At 57.6% G+C, this 21,179-nt stretch carries 16 protein-coding genes; 5 read left to right on the forward strand and 11 right to left on the reverse strand.

Translation table 11 applies throughout. The features are described from left to right. Nucleotide 1: 1 nt before the first annotated feature. Both secD and yajC read right to left on the reverse strand, forming a co-directional pair. Nucleotides 2-1,663: a protein translocase subunit SecD gene (secD, locus tag AC2FJE_RS12830; protein WP_496696858.1), complete on the reverse strand. Its 1,662-nt coding sequence runs from the start codon at nt 1,661-1,663 to the stop codon at nt 2-4. A 33-nt stretch (nt 1,664-1,696) separates the two neighbouring features. Beyond that, nucleotides 1,697-1,984 (reverse strand): preprotein translocase subunit YajC, encoded by a 288-nt coding sequence (yajC, locus tag AC2FJE_RS12835; RefSeq protein WP_058274044.1) that lies wholly within the window; start codon nt 1,982-1,984, stop codon nt 1,697-1,699. A gap of 201 nt (nt 1,985-2,185) precedes the next feature. On the opposite strand from yajC, the gene AC2FJE_RS12840 reads away from it, so the two are divergent. After that, entirely contained in the window at nt 2,186-3,850 is a 1,665-nt protein-coding gene (locus tag AC2FJE_RS12840; protein ID WP_496761005.1) for a mechanosensitive ion channel family protein, read from the forward strand. A 72-nt stretch (nt 3,851-3,922) separates the two neighbouring features. Then, complete coding sequence (gene serS / locus AC2FJE_RS12845) at nt 3,923-5,215, forward strand: serine--tRNA ligase (RefSeq protein ID WP_496761006.1); 1,293 nt, start codon at nt 3,923-3,925, stop codon at nt 5,213-5,215. Between the two features lie 54 nt (nt 5,216-5,269). Here serS and AC2FJE_RS12850 read toward each other — a convergent pair whose 3' ends face one another. From AC2FJE_RS12850 to AC2FJE_RS12870, 5 genes are all read right to left on the reverse strand, one after another. Then, nucleotides 5,270-5,878: a helix-hairpin-helix domain-containing protein gene (locus tag AC2FJE_RS12850; protein WP_282120417.1), complete on the reverse strand. Its 609-nt coding sequence runs from the start codon at nt 5,876-5,878 to the stop codon at nt 5,270-5,272. Between the two features lie 91 nt (nt 5,879-5,969). Further along, complete coding sequence (locus AC2FJE_RS12855) at nt 5,970-6,956, reverse strand: fatty acid desaturase (RefSeq protein WP_282120416.1); 987 nt, start codon at nt 6,954-6,956, stop codon at nt 5,970-5,972. A gap of 162 nt (nt 6,957-7,118) precedes the next feature. Next, complete coding sequence (gene der / locus AC2FJE_RS12860; protein ID WP_496754486.1) at nt 7,119-8,582, reverse strand: ribosome biogenesis GTPase Der; 1,464 nt, start codon at nt 8,580-8,582, stop codon at nt 7,119-7,121. 48 nt (nt 8,583-8,630) lie between these two features. Continuing rightward, the gene (locus AC2FJE_RS12865) at nt 8,631-9,953 is read right to left on the reverse strand and encodes an outer membrane protein assembly factor BamB family protein (protein WP_496754488.1); all 1,323 of its coding nucleotides are present in this window, start codon (nt 9,951-9,953) and stop codon (nt 8,631-8,633) included. A 42-nt stretch (nt 9,954-9,995) separates the two neighbouring features. Beyond that, nucleotides 9,996-10,667 carry a hypothetical protein gene (locus tag AC2FJE_RS12870; RefSeq protein WP_496754491.1) on the reverse strand — a complete coding sequence of 224 codons (672 nt, stop codon included), beginning with the start codon at nt 10,665-10,667 and terminating at the stop codon, nt 9,996-9,998. A 225-nt stretch (nt 10,668-10,892) separates the two neighbouring features. Between AC2FJE_RS12870 and AC2FJE_RS12875 the strand changes: the two genes are divergently transcribed. Both AC2FJE_RS12875 and AC2FJE_RS12880 read left to right on the forward strand, forming a co-directional pair. Next, the gene (locus AC2FJE_RS12875; RefSeq protein WP_282169307.1) at nt 10,893-12,125 is read left to right on the forward strand and encodes an efflux RND transporter periplasmic adaptor subunit; all 1,233 of its coding nucleotides are present in this window, start codon (nt 10,893-10,895) and stop codon (nt 12,123-12,125) included. Then, the gene (locus tag AC2FJE_RS12880; protein ID WP_282169306.1) at nt 12,122-15,919 is read left to right on the forward strand and encodes an efflux RND transporter permease subunit; all 3,798 of its coding nucleotides are present in this window, start codon (nt 12,122-12,124) and stop codon (nt 15,917-15,919) included. The genes AC2FJE_RS12875 and AC2FJE_RS12880 overlap by 4 nt, the downstream gene beginning before the upstream one ends. A gap of 59 nt (nt 15,920-15,978) precedes the next feature. Here the strand turns inward: AC2FJE_RS12880 and AC2FJE_RS12885 are convergent, their stop codons facing one another. From AC2FJE_RS12885 to AC2FJE_RS12895, 3 genes are all read right to left on the reverse strand, one after another. Beyond that, nucleotides 15,979-16,302 (reverse strand): hypothetical protein, encoded by a 324-nt coding sequence (locus AC2FJE_RS12885; RefSeq protein ID WP_496761007.1) that lies wholly within the window; start codon nt 16,300-16,302, stop codon nt 15,979-15,981. Between the two features lie 158 nt (nt 16,303-16,460). After that, nucleotides 16,461-18,260 (reverse strand): ABCB family ABC transporter ATP-binding protein/permease, encoded by a 1,800-nt coding sequence (locus AC2FJE_RS12890; protein ID WP_282120409.1) that lies wholly within the window; start codon nt 18,258-18,260, stop codon nt 16,461-16,463. A 79-nt stretch (nt 18,261-18,339) separates the two neighbouring features. Further along, nucleotides 18,340-19,656, reverse strand: a complete 1,317-nt coding sequence (locus AC2FJE_RS12895) for a LysM peptidoglycan-binding domain-containing protein (protein ID WP_496754496.1) — start codon at nt 19,654-19,656, stop codon at nt 18,340-18,342. 126 nt (nt 19,657-19,782) lie between these two features. Here AC2FJE_RS12895 and AC2FJE_RS12900 point away from each other — a divergent pair, with 126 nt between their 5' ends. After that, nucleotides 19,783-20,334 (forward strand): LOG family protein, encoded by a 552-nt coding sequence (locus AC2FJE_RS12900; protein ID WP_496754498.1) that lies wholly within the window; start codon nt 19,783-19,785, stop codon nt 20,332-20,334. 50 nt (nt 20,335-20,384) lie between these two features. On the opposite strand, the gene AC2FJE_RS12905 is transcribed toward AC2FJE_RS12900, so the two are convergent. Further along, on the reverse strand, nt 20,385-20,837 hold the full coding sequence (locus AC2FJE_RS12905) for a baeRF12 domain-containing protein (RefSeq protein WP_108860298.1): 453 nt from the start codon (nt 20,835-20,837) through the stop codon (nt 20,385-20,387). Between the last annotated feature and the right edge of the window lie 342 nt (nt 20,838-21,179).

A 21,179-nucleotide genomic window follows, 5' to 3' on the forward strand; every position in this document is an offset into this window, starting at 1 on the left:
GTCAAACCTCGATCGTTTTCGGGCGGCGGCGTTCAAACCAGATCACGATCATCAGGCGCGTCACGAAGATCGCGGTGAAGACCGAGGTCAGAATGCCCAAACCCAGCGTGATGGCAAAACCCCGCACCGGACCGCTGCCCATGGCAAACAGGATAACAGCGGTGATGAATGTGGTCACGTTTGCGTCCAGAATGGCCGACAACGCCTTTTCATAACCCAGTTCGATTGCGCGCGCCGGGCCTCTGGCTGATTTCAGTTCTTCGCGGATACGCTCAAAGATCAGCACGTTGGCATCCACCGCCATACCAACCGTCAGTACGATACCGGCGATACCGGGCAGTGTCAGGGTGGCTCCGATCAGGGACAACAGACCAAACAGCAGGCCGACGTTGATGATCAGGGCGACGTTGGCAAAGAGACCAAACAAACCATAGCTGAGCGCCATAAAGGCCAACACCGCGACAAAGGCCACGATGGTTGCGACCTTGCCCGCGTCGATACTGTCCTGCCCCAGTTCGGGGCCGATGGTACGCTCTTCGAGGAATTCCAACCCGGCTGGCAACGCGCCTGCGCGCAACAGAACAGCCAGATTGGTGCTTTCTTCGACGGTGAAGTTGCCGGTGATGATGCCCGAACCGCCGGGAATGTGGCTTTGAATGACAGGGGCCGAGATGACCTCATCATCAAGAATGATTGCGAACGGCTGGCCGATATTTTCCAGCGTATAGTCGCCGAACTTGCGTGCCCCCGATGTGTTGAACCGGAAGCTGACCGCAGGGCGACCGTTCTGGTCGAAGGCTGGCTGCGCGTCCACCAGCTCTTCGCCGGTGACGACTGGGGCCGCCTCGACTGTGTAAAACAAACCGGTTTCGTCGATGGAGGGGAGGACCTGTTCGCCAATCCCCGGCACTGCGTCCGGGTTGGTACCCCGCCCCACAACGGGATTGAATGTCAGCTGAGCGGTGGTGCCGATGATCTCTTTCAGTTCACCAGCACTGCCGATACCCGGCACCTGAATAAGGATACGATCCGCACCCTGACGTTGGATCGTGGGTTCACGCGTTCCAACCTCGTCAATACGACGGCGCACAATCTCAAGCGATTGGCGCACAGTGCGGTCGTCTGTGGCAAGTTTTTCCGCCTCGGACAGTTGAACAACGATTGTGTCGCCTTCAGCCCGCGCCTCGATATCAGTCGCGCCTACACCGGTCAGGGTTTGCACCTGACGGGCCAGGCCGCGCACCACTTCAAGCGCGCGGGACATGCCCTCGGGCTGGCTGATGCGCACCCGAATCTCGTCCGGGGCCGACTCTTGCTTGCGGATGGTGCCTACAGTGGCGCGCTCATCCCGCAGTGCATCGCGAATTTCGGGCCACATGGCCTCCATCCGGGATTCGTACACATCGCCGACCTGAACTTCGGCCAACAGATGCGCACCACCGCGCAGATCGAGGCCCAGATTGACCAACGACGACGGCAGCCAGTTCGGCCATTGCGCCGCCTCGGCCTGCATTTCGGGAGTGTCGATGCCAAGCTCAATTGCGGCCTTGGCATCGTTGGATTGCTCGACGCGCGTATAAAACGCATTCGGCAGGGCAAGGATCAGACCGATCACGCAGACCAGCCAGATCAGAACCCGCTTCCAGGTATCAATTTGCAGCATTACCCTGCCTTTTCAAGGAATTGTGGCGCGAAGTTACTTCGCGGGCTCAGTCTTGTTCAGAACCTGCGCAATGGTCGACTTGACCACACGAACCTTCACGCCCTCGGCGATTTCAACTTCGATCTCGTTGTCGCCTTCCTTGACCTTGGACACCTTGCCGATCATTCCACCCTGGGTGACAACCTGATCGCCGCGACGCACGGCTTCGACCATGGCCTGATGTTGCTTCATCTTTTTTTGCTGCGGACGGATCAGCAGAAAATACATGATCGCGAAGATCAGGATCAGCGGGAGAAACTGGGCGATTGCGCCACCTTCCATGGGATATTCCTTTGTTTTGGTGCTGCGGAAATGCTCCGCAAATTTGGCGGGAACCTATGCTCTGAATTGCGCCTTTGCAAGCGAAGGCAACGCTGTACACCGCCCTGACCCGGCCACAGTGCACAAAGAACAAGCCAGGCGTTGCAGATATGTCCTAGGCACCTCGCTGAAACCGGGTATAGTTCGGGTTAAGGGGGACATATGGCAAGGCAATTCAAGCCCTTCCTTTTGCTGGTTTATTTTCTGACGGCCCTGGCGTCCAGCCTGTGGTTTTCGGACGTCGTACTGGCACAGGAAACACCGACAGAGCCCCCTGCTTCTGACGGGGCGGACTCGGACAGTTTCGTGGCTCCGGTCATCGTGGACGGGGACGTATTGTTCCAGGTCAGGGGATCCAGTGCCCTGCCCGCGCCAGAGCGGGCGGAAGACGTTCAGGACAAGATCATCGAAATCGCCGAAGCCTCGGATGCACTGACGGTTGAGGTGACATACGAAGAGACCGAGTTCGGGATTTGGACTCTGGCCGATGGCGAGAGAGTCTCGATCGTCACCGAAGCCGATGCCGAGTTGGATCAGATGGAGCTTAGCGTTCTAAGCGTTTTGCACGGGAACGCGATCAAAAAATCCATCGAAGACTACCGCGCCAACCGCACCGATCGGGCGCGCGTGTCCGGTGCAATTGAGGCAGTGGCATGGACCATTGGTTTTGTGGCGTTTGTGGTGGCAATCCTGTGGGTGCACCGTCGGATTCGACGGAAGACATTAAAATTTGTCTCACTTCACCTCAAGGACGTGGAAACTGCCACAGCCAAAAGCGTTCAGGCCGAAGCGATCGCTGCGCTGGTACGATATGGGTTGAACTTCGTTCTGCTCATCATCTTCTTTCTCGGCTTTTATTACTACCTTTCGTTTGTTCTGCTGGCTTTCGCCGAAACCCGCTATTTTGCGCAGCTGTTGCTGACCTATCTGACCGAGCCGGTACTGCTGATCTTCAAAGGCATTATCAGTTACATCCCCAATTTGATCATGCTGGGCCTGATTTCTTGGGTGGCGCTGTACATCATCAAGGGGATGCGGGTGTTCTTCGACGCAGTCGAGGCGGGTTCCTTCGACATGGGCGATTTCGAAAAGCACTGGGTCAGCCCAACCTTCAACATTGCCCGTGTTGTGGTGATCATGATCGCCTTGGTCTTTGCCGTTCCCTACATCCCCGGATCGGATTCGGCGGCGTTCCAGGGGTTGACGATCCTGGTGGGTGCCATGCTGTCGCTGGGTGCAAATTCTGTCGTCTCAAACATGCTGGCTGGCCTGTTTGTGATCTATCGTCGCTCGACCTCGATCGGGGACCGCATTCAAATCGGCGACCACATCGGCGATGTAGTTCAGATCAAACTGATGGAGACGCATCTGAAATCTATCAAGAACGAACTGATCTCGATCCCTAATGCGCAACTGATGAACTCGGATGTGGTGAACTTCTCGAAGAAAACAGACGGCAGCGGACTGCTTCTGCATACCACGGTTGGCATCGGCTATGAAGAGCCGCCCGAGAAGGTCGAGGCGATGCTGATCGAGGCCGCCAACCGCACCAAGGGGATCAAGCCCAAGCCGGAACCGTTTGTTTTGTGGACAGCATTAGCCGATTACGCGATCAATTATCAAATCAACGGGTATTCGACACGCGGCAGTATTATTCCAAAGATTAAATCGGACCTGCATCGCAACATCGTGGCCGTGTTCAATGAAAACAGTGTGCAGATCATGACGCCCTCTTACATGGCTGATCCGCCTGATCCCAAGATCCCAACCGAACATTGGGATGGCCATCTGGCGCATGAAACACACGAGGATGCCGATAAGTCGTAACCGGCGCTACACCCCGCCTTTCAGATGGTGCATAAGCGGTTTCAGTGATTCACGCATTTAAGGATCTGAACCATGCACGACATCCGCGCCATTCGCGAAAACCCCGCCGCCTTCGACGCCGCACTTGCGCGCCGTGGGGACGCGCCGGTGTCGTCAGATTTGCTGAGACTGGACGAAAGCCGCCGGGCCAAGATTCAGTCCGCAGAAACCGCACAAGCCGAACAGAACAAGGCCAGCAAAGAGGTCGGTGCCGCCAAGGCACGCGGCGACGAGGATGAATTCCAACGCCTGCGCGCACTGGTCGCCGAGAAAAAGGCCGAAATCGCCCGGATGCAGACCGAGGCCAAGGATCTGGATGCGCTGCTGACTGATCAGCTGATCCGCATCCCGAACCTGCCCGCCGAGGACGCGCCAGAAGGTGCGGACGAGAACGACAATGTCGAGGTCAACCGCTGGGGTACTCCGCGTGAGTTGGATTTTGCACCGAAGGAGCATTTTGAAATCGAGGCCGTACAGAACGGCATGGATTTTGAAACGGCGGCAAAGCTGTCCGGCTCGCGCTTTGTCCTGTTGTCCGGCGGCGTCGCCCGCGTTCACCGCGCACTGGCGCAGTTCATGCTGGACACGCACATCAACGAAAACGAACTGACCGAAGTGAATGCTCCGGTTCTGGTTCTGTCCGAGATGATGCAGGGTACCGGCCAATTGCCGAAGTTTGGCGAAGACAGCTATCAGACCCGCGAAGGCTGGTGGCTGATCCCGACGTCCGAGGTGTCCCTGACCAATATCGTCAACGACACGATGATTGAAGAAACCTATCTGCCCCGCCGTTACACCGCGCATTCCTTGTGCTTCCGGTCTGAGGCCGGATCGGCTGGCCGGGACACGCGCGGCATGTTGCGCCAGCACCAGTTCGAAAAGGTCGAGATGGTCTCGGTCACCCATCCCGACAAGTCGGATGATGAGCAAAAACGCATGCTGCGTTGTGCCGAGGGTATTCTGGAAAAGCTGGGCATCCCCTATCGCACAGTGATCCTATGCACAGGCGACATGGGCTTTGGCGCGCGCCGAACCTTTGACATCGAAGCGTGGCTGCCGGGTCAGGATACGTACCGTGAGATCAGCTCAGTCTCAACTTGTGGTGATTTTCAGGCGCGCCGGATGAACGCGCGCTTCCGTCCCGAGGCTGGGGGCAAACCGGAATACGTTCACACGCTGAACGGATCCGGCCTGGCTGTTGGGCGCTGCCTGATCGCCGTGCTGGAAAACGGCCAGAATGCAGACGGCACCGTCACCCTGCCCGAGGTTCTGGCCCCCTATTTGGGTGGCAAGCTGACGCTGCAGCTGGACGGCACGCTGGCATAAGAAAACCGGCGACCAACAGGGCGCCGGTTCAAGAAGCTGCAAGGCGGAGAAGGCTTACTTCTTCGCCTTTTTCTTATCCTTCTTCTTGTCTTTTTTCTTATCTTTCTTCTTGTCCGTCTTGTCGGCCTTTTTCTTTTTATCTTTCTTCTTATCCTTCTTCGTCTTGGCCTTCACCTTGTCCTTGGCTTTCGAGAAGACGGCTTCCATCTCCTGAAGCTTTTTAGCGGCCTTTTCAGCCTTGGCTTTGGCCTTGGCCTTCTTTTTTGCCTTGGCTTCTGCCAGTTCGGCTGCGGCCTTTTCCTCAGCCGCTTTGCGCGCAGCCTCTTCCGCCCGCTTCTCGGCAGCGGCGGCAGCGATCGTTTTGCGGGGCGCTGTTCGGCGCGCTGCAGGCTTTTTGGCAGGCGCGCGGCGCGTACTTGTTTTCGCTGCAGGGCGTTTGGCGGCTGGCTTAGTCCCGGCGGGTTTTGCGGCTGCCGGTTTCGTTGCAATCGCCTCTTTCGCGGCGGCAATCAAGACGGCTGCGCGGGCTTTGCCGATACGAGGAACTTTGACCAGTGCAGCGGGGCTTGCCTTGGCAACGGCTTCAGCGGTTTTGAAGCCGTTGGCTGTAAGTGACTTTCCTAGCCCCTCTCCAACGCCTTTTATTGCGGTCACTGCGGTCATTCTTTGTCCTTTCCGATTTTCCCTGCGTTATCTTATGTATACCAGATACACACTCTCACAAGCCAGTGCCCAGGGATGCAGGTCATTTGTGTCAGCTACTGTGTGCGAGGTTACCGGATTGATCCTTTCCGGGAAACGGAACAAGCCGCTTGGCGTCTTCGTCCCACAGTTTCAGGTTTAAAGCGGCAACAGCCTCGGGGAATTTGATCCGGCGGGGCGTGAATTCGGGCGGTAGGTTATAGTGGCATGCACGCAGCCGATAAGACGGAATGCGCGCATTGAAATGATGGATGTCGTGCAGCGTGATGCACGCAACCGCATTGTCGAACCACCACCCGAAATCCAGCGCCGATGATCCCTGAAGCGCCGCTAGTTGCGGGTCCAGATCCGGACGACGGTCCCAGTATGTGTCTTCGAAATTGTGCTGCAGATAGACCAAAAACACACCCAGCATCCCGCCCAAAAGCGAAAACACCAACCAGACCAGAATACCCGTGGCGCCAGCTATCAGGTAAAGAAGGCCAAGAAAGACGATGATTGACAAGTTGTGGAGCAATACCCCCTTCACGCCAAACCGAATCGTGTTTTTGGGCCACCGATAGCGGACGAAATACGTGAACAGAGCCCCGGCCGGAACCAGGATGAAAGGATTTCGGTAGAGCCTGTAAAACAGGCGCGCTTTCCAATCCGCCTTGTTCCATTCCCGCACGGTCATCGTATGGATTTCGCCCGTCTCACGGTGCTCGAGATTGCCGATACCGGCGTGGTGCAGGTTGTGATTCTGTTTCATCACCTCGAAGGGCGCAAAGGTGAACGGCGAAAGCCCGTGCCCCGCCCACTCGTTTTGGCGACGTGTCTCAAACAGCGAGTGATGCCCGCAATCGTGCTGTAGCACGTAAAGGCGCACCGCCGAAAAGGCAAAGACGACCCCGGCCGGGATCATGACATACCAGCGATCCACATAGGCAATCGCCAGCGCCAGCGATGTGAAATACATCGCGAAGGTTCCAAAATAGCTCAGCGCGGCCAATCTGTTGTCCTGAACCGCGTATTGCCGAGTGTATTCCCTCAGATCCATCCAGCCGCTCCTCACGTTGGTCAGGTCCAATGGTTGTCAAAAACTGGTGCGGAAGCTCCGCGTGAAATTACGCACACAAAAACAGATGCACGCCAGTGAATGCTAGCGTGGGGAAATGGGGCTGTCACGCCCCTCAGCCGAAAATGCTGAAAATTGGCGCAGTTACGCGCGACCCTTGAGATGTTTGGCCAAGGCGCCCGCGTTTTTCTTACGGCGTCCCTTGTACGGGTTCTTGTCCCCCTGTCCGCGCAAAGTCAGGCGGATCGGAGTACCGGGCATGTCAAAAGATTCGCGCAGACCGTTGACCAGATACCGGGTGTAACTGGCCGGCATCTTGTCAGGATGCGAGCACATGACAACAAAGCCCGGCGGGCGGGTTTTGGCTTGAGTCATGTACCGTAGCTTGATCCGGCGACCTTGAGGGGCTGGCGGCGGGTGCTGCTCCAACATAGCTGTAAGCCAGCGGTTCAGCGCGGCCGTCGGCACACGGCGGTTCCAGATGTCATGGGCCCGCAGAATCGCGGCGCGCAGGCGCTCTAGCCCCCGGCCCGTTTTTGCCGAGACCGTCACCAGCGGTGCGCCACGCAATTGCGGCAGCAAACGTTCGAACGACTCTTTCAGATCCCGCAGCTTTTCCTGTTTATCTTCTTCGATGTCCCATTTGTTGATGGCGACAACAACGGCGCGACCCTCACGCTCGGCCAGATCGGCAATCCGCAGGTCCTGCTGTTCGAAGGGGATGGCAGCGTCCAGCAGAACCACCACCACTTCGGCGAATTTTACGGCGCGCAGGCCATCCGATACTGAAAGCTTTTCAAGCTTTTCCTGCACCTTGGCTTTTTTACGCATACCGGCCGTATCAAAGATACGCATTGGCGTGCTGTCCCCATCCGGGTCGGCCCAGTCGATCCGCAGACTGATGGCATCGCGCGTAATACCAGCCTCTGGCCCGGTCAGCAGGCGGTCTTCCCCAATGATCTTGTTGATCAATGTGGATTTACCGGCATTCGGGCGGCCAACAACTGCCACCTGCAACGGCTTTTCAGCGGTGATCAGGGGCGTCTCGCCCTCGCCGTCTTCATCCAGTTCAATATCGGTTTCCGGTGCATCCTCGACCGCCTGTTCTTCGGCGGCATCGGCCAATGGCATAAGCTGGGAATAAAGATCAGTCATCCCCTCGCCATGTTCGCCCGACAGGCGCACCGGCTCACCCAGACCAAGGTTATAGGCTTCAAGCACACCCGCATCCGCTGCGTTTCCTTCGGCTTTGTTGGCCGCAAGGATCACGTGTTTGGAACGTTTGCGCAGAATCTCGGCAAACAATTCGTCGGTCGGCGTGACCCCGACGCGCGCGTCAATCATGAACAGACAGACATCTGCCATGTCCACCGCACGCTCAGTCAGGCGGCGCATGCGGCCTTCAAGGCTGTCGTCGGTTGCGTCCTCAAGCCCCGCAGTGTCGATCACGGTAAAGCGCAGATCCCCCAGACGCCCTTGTCCTTCGCGCAGGTCGCGCGTCACGCCGGGCTGGTCGTCGACCAAAGCCAGACGTTTGCCCACAAGGCGATTGAACAGGGTGGATTTGCCCACATTCGGGCGCCCCACGATGGCGAGGGTCAGCGACATGATACTCAACTTTCAAGACTCAGACGCGCCCTTTAGCGCATCTTGTGGTCAACGGAAAGCGTGCAATTCACCTTTGGTCGACACGACGTACAGTGTTTGACCCGCCACAACCGGTGCCGTGGTCGCGCCACCTGGCACTTCGACACGGTTCACCAGTGCTCCGTCAACAGGGCTGAAGAACCGAACATAGCCATCGTTCGAGGCGATGACGATGCGCCCACCCGCGATGATCGGACCATAATGCGCGTAGACCGCCCCACGGCGTCCCGGCTTATCCTTGACAAAACCCGGCAGGTCCTGCGCCCAGACAATCGCTCCGGTCGCAGCGTCCAGCCGCACCAGTTGGCTGCGGTCGCTGATCAGGAAAATACTGTTTCCAGCGGCCCAGACCGTATCGACGGCCCCCTCGTCTGCGGTCCATATCCGTTCGCCGGAATTGGCGTCAAACGCGACTGTGCGCCCAGAATGGTTGCCGATATAGATCTTATCGCCCGCAACCATTGGTCCACCGGTTACATCGACGATCTGCGCCGCCGCACGTCCGCGACGTCCCCCGGCTACTGACGCGTTCCAGCGGCGAATCCCCCCCCGACGGAACGTCGCTGCGACATCACCCGAGCCAAAGGCGAACACGGAAAAATCGGATGCAATGACTGGCGCCGGTGCACCCAGAACGTTTCCAACGCTTGGGGTGCCCTGAATTTGCCAGGCAATGCGGCCGTCCTTGGTGTTGACCGCCCAACCGGTTTCGTCACCTGCCACCAGATACAGCAGCCCGTTACTGACCAAAGGCGCACCGCTGCCGGTCGCGTTCAACCGTTTTTGCCAACGAATTGCACCGGTCTTCGCATCCAGCGCTGTCAGGCGGCCATAACCGGAAGACACATAAAGCACACCGTTGTCGTACGCCATGCCACCACCCGTGGCATCCGAGTCGCCATCACTTGGCGGAATAAGATCGGTGTTCCAAACGACCTGTCCTTGCGGCGACACTGCAGACACCGTTGCGCCGGCATCAAGCGTATAGATCAACCCGCCCGCAACAACGGGATCAGCCGTGATCCGCTGCTTGCGCGAGTCACCCTGACCGATTGATGCGGACCAAATGCGCTGCGGCGTTGCCCGCAACTGTGCATTGGTCGTCCGAAACGCCGCCGTACCCGGGCTTTGCGGCCAACTCGCGTTGGCTCTTTGCGCCGGAAGGCTGATCGATTTTGAGCCCCGAGTTTCCACTGTTTCGGTATCGGCAGTGGGCCGGATATCTTCTCGCGGCCCCGGCAAGATAACTTCGGGTTCCCGGCAGGCGGCGACCAGGGTCAGTGAAAGGGCTGCCATCGGCAATCCAATACGGGAGAATAGACTTGCTACCATGATGTTCCGAACTCGCCTGTAAGTTTTCCTGCCGCCACCGGATCAGCCCTGTTGGGCGATCAGCGGCTCTGGTTCGCCACCCAGCGCTACAATCAACTGAGCCGCACGCTGTTGCAGATCCACGCCAACTTCTGCGTCCTGGCGCAAGGCCTGAAGCCGCGTGACGGCGGCGTCAACATTGCCCTCGGACACATCAATCAGGGCCAACTGTTCTTCGGCCAGCAACCGTAGCGGCGCACCCGGTGCGGCCAGCGCCTCGAACTGAAGACGGCGATCGGCTACAGGCAGAGTGTCGCTCTGCAGCAGCAGCGCCTTGAAAGCCGCGATCGCGCGGTAGATTTCCGGCAGATCCCCTTGGGACGCAATGGCGTTCAGGCTGGCGACCGCATCCTGTTCCGATCCGGCCTCAAACTGAGAGGCCGACAACAGCATGTTAAGAACCGCATCCCCACCCGGCGATTGTGTTTCGACGGCGGCAAGACTGGCTGCACGGTCTTCCGACTGATTCTGTGCCAGCGCCGCCAAGATTGAATCACCCAAATCCTGCGCCTGACTGGTTGCGCGCGACTTGCGGACTTCATTGAACGCAGCACCGCCCACGATCAAGACAACCACAAGCACACCGACCCAACCCCATCTGCGCAATAGCAAGAACAGGCGGTCCCGGCGTACCTCTTCGGTCACCTCATCAATAAAACTGTCGACGTCGCTCATCCCTGCCCTCCGGGGCTGCATCCTTGGTGTATGGCGCCATGTCATACCCCGGCGCAATCGCCAAGCCAAGAGCCCGATTTTTTACAATCTCGCCGGTGGCCTGCCCTCTTGTAGAAAAAAATAAACCGAACTATTCAGTTTAGTGTGGAAACGATACATAATCGTCCCCACTTTCTAGCATGACCGCAAAAAATATGTGGCGCAGAATTCTGGGAGTTGTCCTGCATGCGATTGATTTCATTAGTAAACGCCGCTTTGGTTATTGTTGTTTTGTTTTTTTTGGTTTTCGAACGGGACAGCCTGTTCTCTTTCGCCGGGCGCGCGGAAGCCGAGGCCAGCCCTGAGGTTGCCAGCGAATCTGGCGAAGTCGTGGACGTGGATCAGGCGACGATTGGCGTCGTTGCCGTTAGGTCAACTGCACGTGAAATTGACAGCGCTGTGTTGTTGCGGGGCCAGACCAAGGCCAATCGTCAGGTCGAAGTACTGGCCGAAACCACATCGACCGTCATCTCAGAGCCCAAGCGCAAAGGCACGTTCGTCGAAGCCGGCGATCTTCTGTGCGAGCTTGACCCAGGCACCCGCCCCGCCAGTTTGGCCGAAGCGAAGGCTGCCAAGCTAGAAGCCCAAAGCCGCATTCCAGAAGCCGAAGCCCGCCTGGAAGAAGCACATGCGCGTGTCGCCGAAGCCGAGATCAACCTGACGGCTGCGAATAAACTGTCTGACTCGGGGTTTGGATCTGAAACACGCAGAATCTCAAGCGAGGCGGCGATGAGAACCGCCGAGGCCGGTATCAAAACCGCCGAAGCCGGTCTTGAGGCCACCCGCGCTGGAATCGAAGCCGCAACCGCCGAGGTCAAAGCCGCGGAACGCGAAATCGATCGCCAGACGATCACAGCACCCTTCAAGGGATTGTTGGAAAGCGATACCGCAGAATTGGGCAGCCTGATGCAGCCCGGTGCGCTATGCGCGACCGTTATCCAACTGGACCCGATCAAGCTGGTGGGTTTTGTGCCGGAAACCGAGGTGAACCGCATCATTGTCGGAACCGAAGCCACAGCGCAGTTGGTCACTGGCCTGCAGGTTTCTGGTCGTGTGACATTCCTGAGCCGCTCGGCCGATGAAACAACCCGCACGTTCGAAGTCGAAATCACTGTTCCGAACCCGGAACTGGCCATTCGGGACGGCCAAACCGCCGACATCCGCATTTCGGCCGCTGGGGCCAAGGCGCATTTCCTGCCGCAATCGGCACTGACCCTGAGCAATAACGGTCAACTCGGTGTCCGCACCATTGGCCAGAGCAACGTGGTCGATTTCCAGCCCGTCGTTCTTCTGCGTGATACCGCCGAAGGCGTTTGGGTCGGTGGCCTGCCGGAAACTGTGGACATCATCGTCATCGGGCAAGAGTTCGTAACCCGCGGCGTCACAGTTGAACCCACATATCGGGAAGCTTCGAAATGACCGGAATCGTCAGTTGGGCCGCCGGCCGGGCCAGAATGGTTCTGGCCTTCATCGCCATCTCATTGGTGGTTGGTGGCTTTGCCTATGTCAGCTTGCCGAAAGAAGGCGAGCCCGACATTGAAATCCCTGCCCTGTTTGTCTCGGTTCAGTTTCCGGGCATCTCAGCCGAGGATTCGGAAAACCTGTTGGTCAAACCAATGGAGACCGAACTTGCGGACCTTGATGGGCTGAAAGAGATGACCTCGACCGCCGCCGAAGGGTATGCGGGCGTCGCGCTGGAGTTCGATTTCGGCTGGGACAAGACTGCGATCATGGCTGATGTGCGCGACGCAATGAACAGCGCGCAAGCCGAATTCCCCGACGGAGCCGAGCAATACTCGCTGACCGAGATCAATTTCTCAGAATTCCCCATCGTTATCGTCAACCTGACGGGTGCAGTCCCCGAGCGCACTATGGCGCGGGTCGCCAAGGCCTTACAGGACGACCTTGAGGCGATGGATTCGGTGCTCGAAGCCGGTATCGCGGGCAACCGCGACGAATTGCTTGAGGTCATCATCGACCCTCTTCGGCTTGAGGCATACAACGTCACCGCCGCCGAGCTTATCGATGTTGTGCGCAACAACAATCAGCTGATCGCTGCCGGTGAGGTCGAAACCGCACAGGGCACATTCTCGGTCAAGATCCCCTCTTCCTTCAAAACTGCGCAGGATGTTTATGGCCTGCCGGTCAAAGTGAATGGCGACCGGGTCGTCACCCTGGGGGAATTGGCGCAGATCAACTATACCTTTGAGGACCGCGAAGGCACCGCCCGTTTCAACGGCGAACAAACCGTCGCGCTGCAGGTGGTCAAGCGCAAGGGCTACAACCTGATCGACACAGTCGAGGGTGTGAAACAAACCATCGCCGCTGCGCAGGCCAAATGGCCACCCGAGATGCAGGCCGCAATCCAACTGGGCACCTCGAACGACCAAAGCCGCATCGTCGGTTCGATGGTCAGCCAGTTGGAAGGCTCGGTTCTGACGGCCATCGCACTGGTAATGATCGTTGTTCTGGCCTCTTTGGGCACACGCGCGGCATTGCTGGTGGGTTTTGCGATCCCGACCTCATTCCTGCTGTGTTTCGCCTTCCTGGCAGTCATGGGCATCAGCATCTCGAACATCGTGATGTTCGGCCTGATTCTTGCGGTGGGTATGCTCGTCGACGGGGCCATTGTTGTCGTGGAATACGCTGACCGGCGCATTAAAGAGGGCGTTGGCCCGATGCACGCCTATGTCGAGGCTGCGCAGCGTATGTTCTGGCCTATCGTGTCATCCACGGCCACAACCCTATGTGCCTTCCTGCCCATGCTGTTTTGGCCGGGTGTCCCGGGTGAATTCATGGGCATGCTGCCTGTCACGCTGATCTTCGTTCTGTCCGCTTCGTTGATCGTTGCACTGATCTATCTGCCTGTCATGGGCGGTGTTTCGGGCCGCCTGAGCCGGGTTTTTGACCGCACCTCTGACTGGCTGCGCGCGCGCACTGCTTGGTGGGTTCGTGCGGTTATGGTGCCGCCATCGCTGTACCTGATCTTCCTTGGTGCGATGCAACTGCTGAATCCGACCTATCTGTTGCCCGAAGGCGCATTCGGAGCAGTTCTGCTTGGTGCCTTCCTGTTCATTTTTGGGGCATTTGCCGGTTCTGTTACGTTGAGTGCCGCCAAAATAGAACGCGCCCCCGATCAGCATGTGCATACAGCACGCGAACACACACCCTTTGGCTATGTCATCAAGTTCCTCGTCGGCAACCCGATCATGCCGATTGTTTCGATTGTCGTCATTGGCTTCGCTGTGATGTCAGTCATGACCGCATTTGGGAACAATAATCGGGGCGTAGAGTTCTTCGTCGAAAGCGAACCCGAGCAAGCCACGGCCTATGTTCGTGCACGTGGCAACATATCACTGGTCGAAAAGGACCAGATGGTACTGGCGGCCGAAGAAATTATCAGCGCACATCCCGCAGTCGTGAACGTGTTTTCGTTTGCCGGAGAAGGCGGGCTGAACCAAAATAATGGAGGTGCGCAGGCACCGGCAGACACTGTCGGTCGCGTCCAGTTCGAAATCATCCCGTGGGAAGATCGACCCAACGTGTCCGAACCGATCTTCGGCGGGTTGATCGACCGTGAAACGGTTGCCCCGGAATATGATGGTGATTTCGTGCTCGATCAGTTGAACGCCGAACTTGCGAAAATTCCGGGCTTCATCGTGGAAATCCTACCGCTGGAACAAGGCCCGGCCTCGGCCAAGCCCGTTCATTTGCGCATCAAGGCGGATGGCTGGGAAGAACTGACCTCAGCCACTGTTGCGGCCCGTAAAATGTTCGATGAAACACCCGGCCTGATCAAGATCGAAGACACCCTGCCCTTGCCCGGCATCGACTGGCAGATCGACGTGGATGTTGCCAAAGCGGGTCGTTTCGGCGCAGATGTGGCAACCGTCGGCGCGATGGTGCAACTGGTCACGCGCGGGCTGCTGCTGGGCGAAATGCGCCCCGACAGCGTGGACGAGGAAATCGAAATCCGCGTTCGCCTGCCCGACGAAGATCGGGTTTTGTCGACACTGGATACGCTCAAAGTGCGAACGCCTGATGGGCTGGTGCCTTTGTCGAACTTTGTCACCCGCAAGCCAGTGGCCAAACTGGCCGAGATCAACCGGATCAACCAGCAGCGCTATTACGATGTGAAGGCCGACGTTGAGCCGGGTCTGAGCAAAGTTGTGATAGATAACGCAGACGGCGCGGAACAGCGGCTGGCCGTTGTGCGCGGCGTCGTGGAAGGTACAGAACCCACAGGTGCGATCTTCACTGGACCGACCGGCAGCAATTTCGAGCTTGTCAAGTTGACTGGTGCAGAAGATGTCGATGCAGTGCGCGCCGATCTGGAATCTGGAAACGCCCGGATTAGCCTGATCAATGCCAACGAACGCATTGCAGTGCTGACCGAGTGGCTTGAAACCAATCCCTTCGGCAGCACCGTCAGTTGGGAATGGACCGGCGATCAGGAAGATCAGGCAGAAAGCCAGGCTTTCCTATCCAGCGCTTTCTTGGCTGCTTTAGGCCTGATGTTTGTGATCCTGCTGGCGCAGTTCAACTCGTTCTACAACTCGGTGCTGGTTCTGCTGGCTGTTGTGCTTTCGACCACCGGCGTTTTGATCGGGATGATGGTCATGCAGCAGCCTTTCTCGATCATCATGACCGGGACAGGGATTGTGGCCTTGGCGGGGATCGTGGTGAACAACAACATTGTTCTGATCGATACCTATCAGGAATATAGCCGATATATGCCCCGGATCGAGGCGATCATCCGCACGGCTGAGGCGCGTATCCGCCCGGTTCTGCTGACCACCCTGACCACGATGGCCGGTCTGACACCGATGATGTTCGGATTGTCGCTGGACTTCATCAATGGCGGCTATTCTATCGACAGCCCAACTGCGCTGTGGTGGAAACAGCTAGCTACGGCGGTTGTGTTTGGGCTGGGTATTGCAACGGTTCTAACCCTGATCGTGACGCCATCGTTCCTGGCGCTACGGGTGTGGGTCACCACCTATGCGGTATGGCTGGCAAAGGCGCTGGCACGGGCCACTGCAGGTCGTTCCAGCCAAATCGCTCAGGATATGGCGGTTGGTCACGCTGCCCGTCAGGTACAGGCCACCGAGGTTGTCTGGGGGGATGAGACGCCGCCTGCGCCCGCACCGGATGCAGACAGGGATGAGCGTCCCGATCACCCGCCAACGTCACCCCTAAAGGCGGCCGAGTAATGCAAATGGCGAACCGCAAGGTTCGCCATTTTTCTTCTCCGGGACCTAGTCTCTAAGACCTAGTCGGTGAATACATATTCACCCAAATCACACAGGTTCAGACCGAAGTCTTCAGCCAACGAACCATCGTCGAACGCCCCCCGAATATCGTAGACACATGTGGTCAGACCATCCGCGATGACAACATCGAATTCATAATCGGGCGCGACATAGCCACCGCTCAGCAGGTTCCCCTCCCAGCTGCCGGAAGACGCAGGCGAGACATTGAACTCGACCAGATCCGCGCTGGAGTCATTCACAACCAGAAATTCAAGATCCTCGGCAAATGCCGAAGTCGCCATAAGAACAGTTGCGGCCAAGGCTGCTGCTGCACGCATTTTCATTAGATATTCCTTTGATTAAGGTCCGGCCAAAGAACCTGGCACCGTGACTTTAGGTGATTTGTCACCAAGGAAAATGAACGTCAAATTAAACCTGCGGGAATGAACGCATTTTTGCAGGGCTGTTCTGCCCGGCCTCAGGAATTACCCTCATGACCGGATCAGGCCGCGTCCGCTTGCTGGCGACTCCAGAGCTGCGCGTAACGGCCCGCGCGCTGCAAAAGCTGGTCATGGGTGCCTTGTTCAAGGATTTCTCCGCGTTCCAGAACGACAATGCGGTCCGCCTCGGCAATCGTGCTAAGGCGGTGCGCGATCGTCAGCACGGTTCGTCCTTCGCCTGCCCGCGCCAAGGCATCCTTGATGTCCTGCTCGGTATCTGTGTCCAGCGCCGAGGTCGCCTCATCCAACAGCAGGATCGGCGGGTTCTTCAGAAGGGTACGCGCAATGCCCACCCGTTGTTTCTCACCACCCGACAGCTTCAGCCCCCGTTCGCCTACCTTGGTGTCATAACCTTCGGGCAACGTCACGATGAAGTCGTGGATCTGTGCCGCTTTGGCTGCGGCTTCGACCTCATCCTGAGTGGCCCCGTCCCGGCCATAAGCGATGTTGTACCGGATCGTATCATTAAACAGCACCGTGTCCTGCGGCACGACACCGATGGCTGAGTGCAGGCTGTTCAGGGTCACATCGCGCACGTCCTGCCCGTCGATCTTCAACGCGCCCCCGGTGACATCGTAGAACCGGAACAGCAAGCGGCCTATCGTTGACTTACCCGAACCTGTGGCACCGACAATTGCAACAGTCTGACCAGCAGGTACCGTCAGCGACACACCTTTGAGGATCTCGCGGTCCGCATCATAGCCAAAGCGCACATTGTCCAATGTCACCTCACCACCACTGACCACCAGATCTGGCGCGCCGGGTTTGTCCTGCACCTCGGTCGGTTGTTCCAACAGGTCGAACATCTGCCCCATATCCACCAGCGATTGGCGGATTTCCCGGTAGACGGTGCCCAGAAAGTTCAGCGGCACTGTGATCTGGATCATATAGGCGTTGACCATGACGAAATCGCCGACGGTCAGCGTACCCTGCTGCACCCCCATGGCCGCCAGAACCATCACGCCGATCAGCCCGCAAGTGATCAGAAGGGACTGACCAAAATTCAGGAAGGCCAGCGAATACGCCGTTTTAAGCGCAGCCCCGGCATAGGCCTTCATCGACACGTCGTACCGAGCCGCCTCGCGCGATTCAGCATTGAAATACTTGACGGTTTCGAAATTCAGCAGGCTGTCGATCGCGCGTTGGTTGGCCTCGGTATCCTGATCGTTCATCTCGCGGCGCAACTTCACGCGCCATTCGGTCACCGCAAAGGTGAACCAGATGTACAGCGCGATGGTGACAGCAACGACAACCAGATACCAGACGTCGAACAGCCACATCAGAATGATCGCGACCAGCAACAATTCCAGGATCAATGGACCGATGGAAAACAGCAAAAAGCGCAGCAGGAATTCCACGCCTTTCACACCACGCTCGATGATCCGGCTCAGCCCCCCGGTGCGGCGCGTCACGTGGTAACGCATGGACAGTTGGTGGATGTGCTGGAAGGTCTCCAACGCCAGTGCGCGCAAGGCCCGCTGCCCTACAGGGGCAAAGGCCGCATCGCGTAACTGCTGGAAACCAACTGTCATCATGCGTGCGACACCATAGGCCACGGTCAGACCAACAGCGCCCAAGGCCAGTGGCGGAACACCCTCACCTGCCAGCCCATCGACAGCGCCCTTGTAAAGGATGGGGGTATAGACAGCGATCAGCTTGGCCAGCACCAGCATGCCCATGGCCAGAACGACGCGACGTTTTACCCAAGGCTCGTCCTCGGGCCACATATAAGGCGCAACCTTCCGGATCGTGCGCCAGCCTGAGCGGCGGTCGTCGGGCGTGGGCGTATCGGCTGAGGTCATTGGCGCTGCTCGTCTCATCACGTACCTGATCTGCGGTCAGAGATAGACCGCTGGCCCACCAAGGGCCAGCAGCAATAGTTCATTCCGGGATGGTGAATATCTGACCGGGATATATCAAATCAGGATCGCGGATCGCGTCGCGGTTAGCCTCGAACAATTTCACGTAAAGGATACCATCGCCGAACCGATCACGCGATATGGCCCAAAGCGTGTCGCCTTCCTGCACAGTGACCGCGCGGATCGGGGGGGTATCTGTTTCGCCCTCGGGCTGGTCGCCACCCTCTGCCGCGCGCAGAGCTTCCAGTGGTTCGCGCTTGAACGGCGTTTCAAGGCGACTGACCACGGTGCCATCCGTGGCGATTTCATCCACACGCAGGGTGTAGATCCCAGGGTCAATCCCTTCCAACTCGCTGCGCCATTTACCATCATCAACCAGCGGCAGATCGGCGACAAGCTGGTTGTCCAGATACAGCCGCACCGCAGACCCGTCCGGCACCCGGCCTGTCAATTCAACGTCGCCAACGTCAGAATATCCAATCGTGTCCAACGCCACCTCATCCGAAGTATCGGGTTCGGCTGTTGGAGATTGAACCAGTTCAACCCCGTCTTCACCTGAACGCAAAATAGCAACTTGTTGACTTTCATTGCTTTCTTCAGCGGCTTGTTGTGCAGTTTCCTGGGGTTGATCCTCTGGTTGATCTGCAACTGCCTCCGCCGTTTCGACATCACCGGTTGTCGATGTTTCATCGGTCGACGCAGGCGTCGATGTGTCTTGCGCCCCTGCAGTTTGATCACTGGCGGCGTCACCTGTTTCCAAGGCAGCTATCTGCTCAATTGCCGGTTCCGGTTCAGGTAAAGCTGCAATCAAATAATCGTCCGAACGGACAGGTTGATCCTCACCCGCAGTTTCCAGCGTTAACCCGCGTGCATCATCTGAGAATGGGATCGACAGAAACTCGGCAAACTGACCGGAGTCGTCGACGGTAAAGCTGTGTACCTGCTCACCATCCAGCAAAACACGAACGTCCGCACCCGGTTCTGCGTTGCCCGAAAGAACAGTATTTCCGTCAGGTTCTACGAAAATCTGGTCCAGAGTCGGTGGTGCGGCAACCGGCTCGACCTCGGCTGTGTCAGTCGCTGGTGCAGAAGTGTCATCAGACTGATCAATGGCTTCCTGTTCCTGATTTGCCGTGCTCTGATCCTCAGAGGCGGTGGAATTCGTACTGGCCGCTTCCGTGGTCTGGACTGCGGTGTCTTGTTGCGGCACAGCGTCCTGAGGACCAGCACCAAAGATACCGGACAGGTACAACCCACCGGCTCCCACCAATGCAACGACGCCGGCAATCACCCCCCAGGTGAAAGTTCCGGAACTTTCGCTTCCCGAATTGGAATTCATTCTTTTCCCTTCACTCCGCAGCGCAAGTGCTTTGAGTATAACACATTCTGCCTGACGGTTGAGCCAATCTATCAATCCCGCTATCACGGGTCAAAACACCATATACAAGCCCGGAGAAGCCATCCCATGTCTCGGAAATCTGTCTGTGTGTATTGCGGGTCACGAAATGGCGCGAATCCGGCCTATTCCGACGCGGCGCAGCACTTTGGAACCCTTTTGGCCGAAGAAGGTTGGCGACTGGTCTACGGTGCCGGAGATGTCGGACTGATGGGCGAGGTTGCACGTGCCGCGCAAGCCGCCGGTGGTGACACGTTCGGCGTCATCCCCGTGCATCTTTTGCAACGTGAAGTCGGTAAAACGGATTTGACCCGTTTCGTGGTCACCGAGACTATGCACGAACGCAAAAAGGTCATGATCATGAACGCCGATGCGGTCATTGTCCTGCCAGGCGGTCCCGGGTCGCTGGACGAGTTGTTCGAGGCGCTCACTTGGCGTCAGTTGGGCCTGCACGACAAGCCCATTCTAGTCATGAATGTGGATGGGTATTGGGATACGCTGCACGAGTTGTTGCAACAGGTCATCGGCCAAGGCTTTGCCGATACGTCTCTGTCAGACTTCATCACATGGGTCGACGGCCCCAACGCCGCAATGTCAGTTCTCAGGAAAGTTCTGAACTAACGCGGCTGGCAAAACGGGCGGTCAGAACCGCCCGTTTAATTTCACCGAATTCAAGTCGCAGGGGCAAGGCGCTGTCGCAACACTTGCTCAACCTTGTGCAGCGGGTGATTGGTCAGGGTTTTATCAACCTCGGCAACCACTTTTCCCAGCACTTCGCTGTGCAACCGCCGACGCAGCAGCCCGAGAACATGCGGGCTGGCCACCAGGACCAAACGTTTATAGGCCCCTTTTAATCCCTTGCGGTTCAACAAGTTGGCGACATCCTGCACGAATAGGGACTTCGCGTGGGTTTTCCATTTGCTCTCTTCCACGGCCGATTTCTGGTGTGGCGCCGTGTCAAAACGACGACCGGCTCGGTCCGAAGGCTTGGTCCTTGGTCCATCGCTTTCTTCTACGGATACGACAACCAGATTGGGATCTTCAGCGTCGGTGATATTCTCCATGAACAGCGCCTTTTCCCCGTCGGCAATGACAACCCATGTTCCCTGTGCAAGTTCGACCATTGTATTCTCCTGTAATGGCGTTTTTTGGCCATCCCTCATGCGTCAGGCAAAGCTTACCCGAGACGCACCGAAGTCATTCGGCGCGTTGCCTGACCGTTTTCTTAGTGGTTTGCGGCTCTCTCCCTCCGCATACTTTAGCTAGGTATTTCGGGACGGCGTACAATAGGTCTCAATTCGAAAGTTGACGTATAGGCAGGTTTTCTCCTGCGGCAGAGTTGCAGGGTCACGTCGACACTGTCGAATGGCTTTTCGACTAAAGTCAGCTTTGCGGACAAACCCGCTGTTCGCTTATCTGAGCACAATGGTTGTCCGCCAACGCAAAGCGGTATTTTGCTGAAGCAA

The organism is Ruegeria sp. CDSC002 (genome assembly GCF_059610905.1).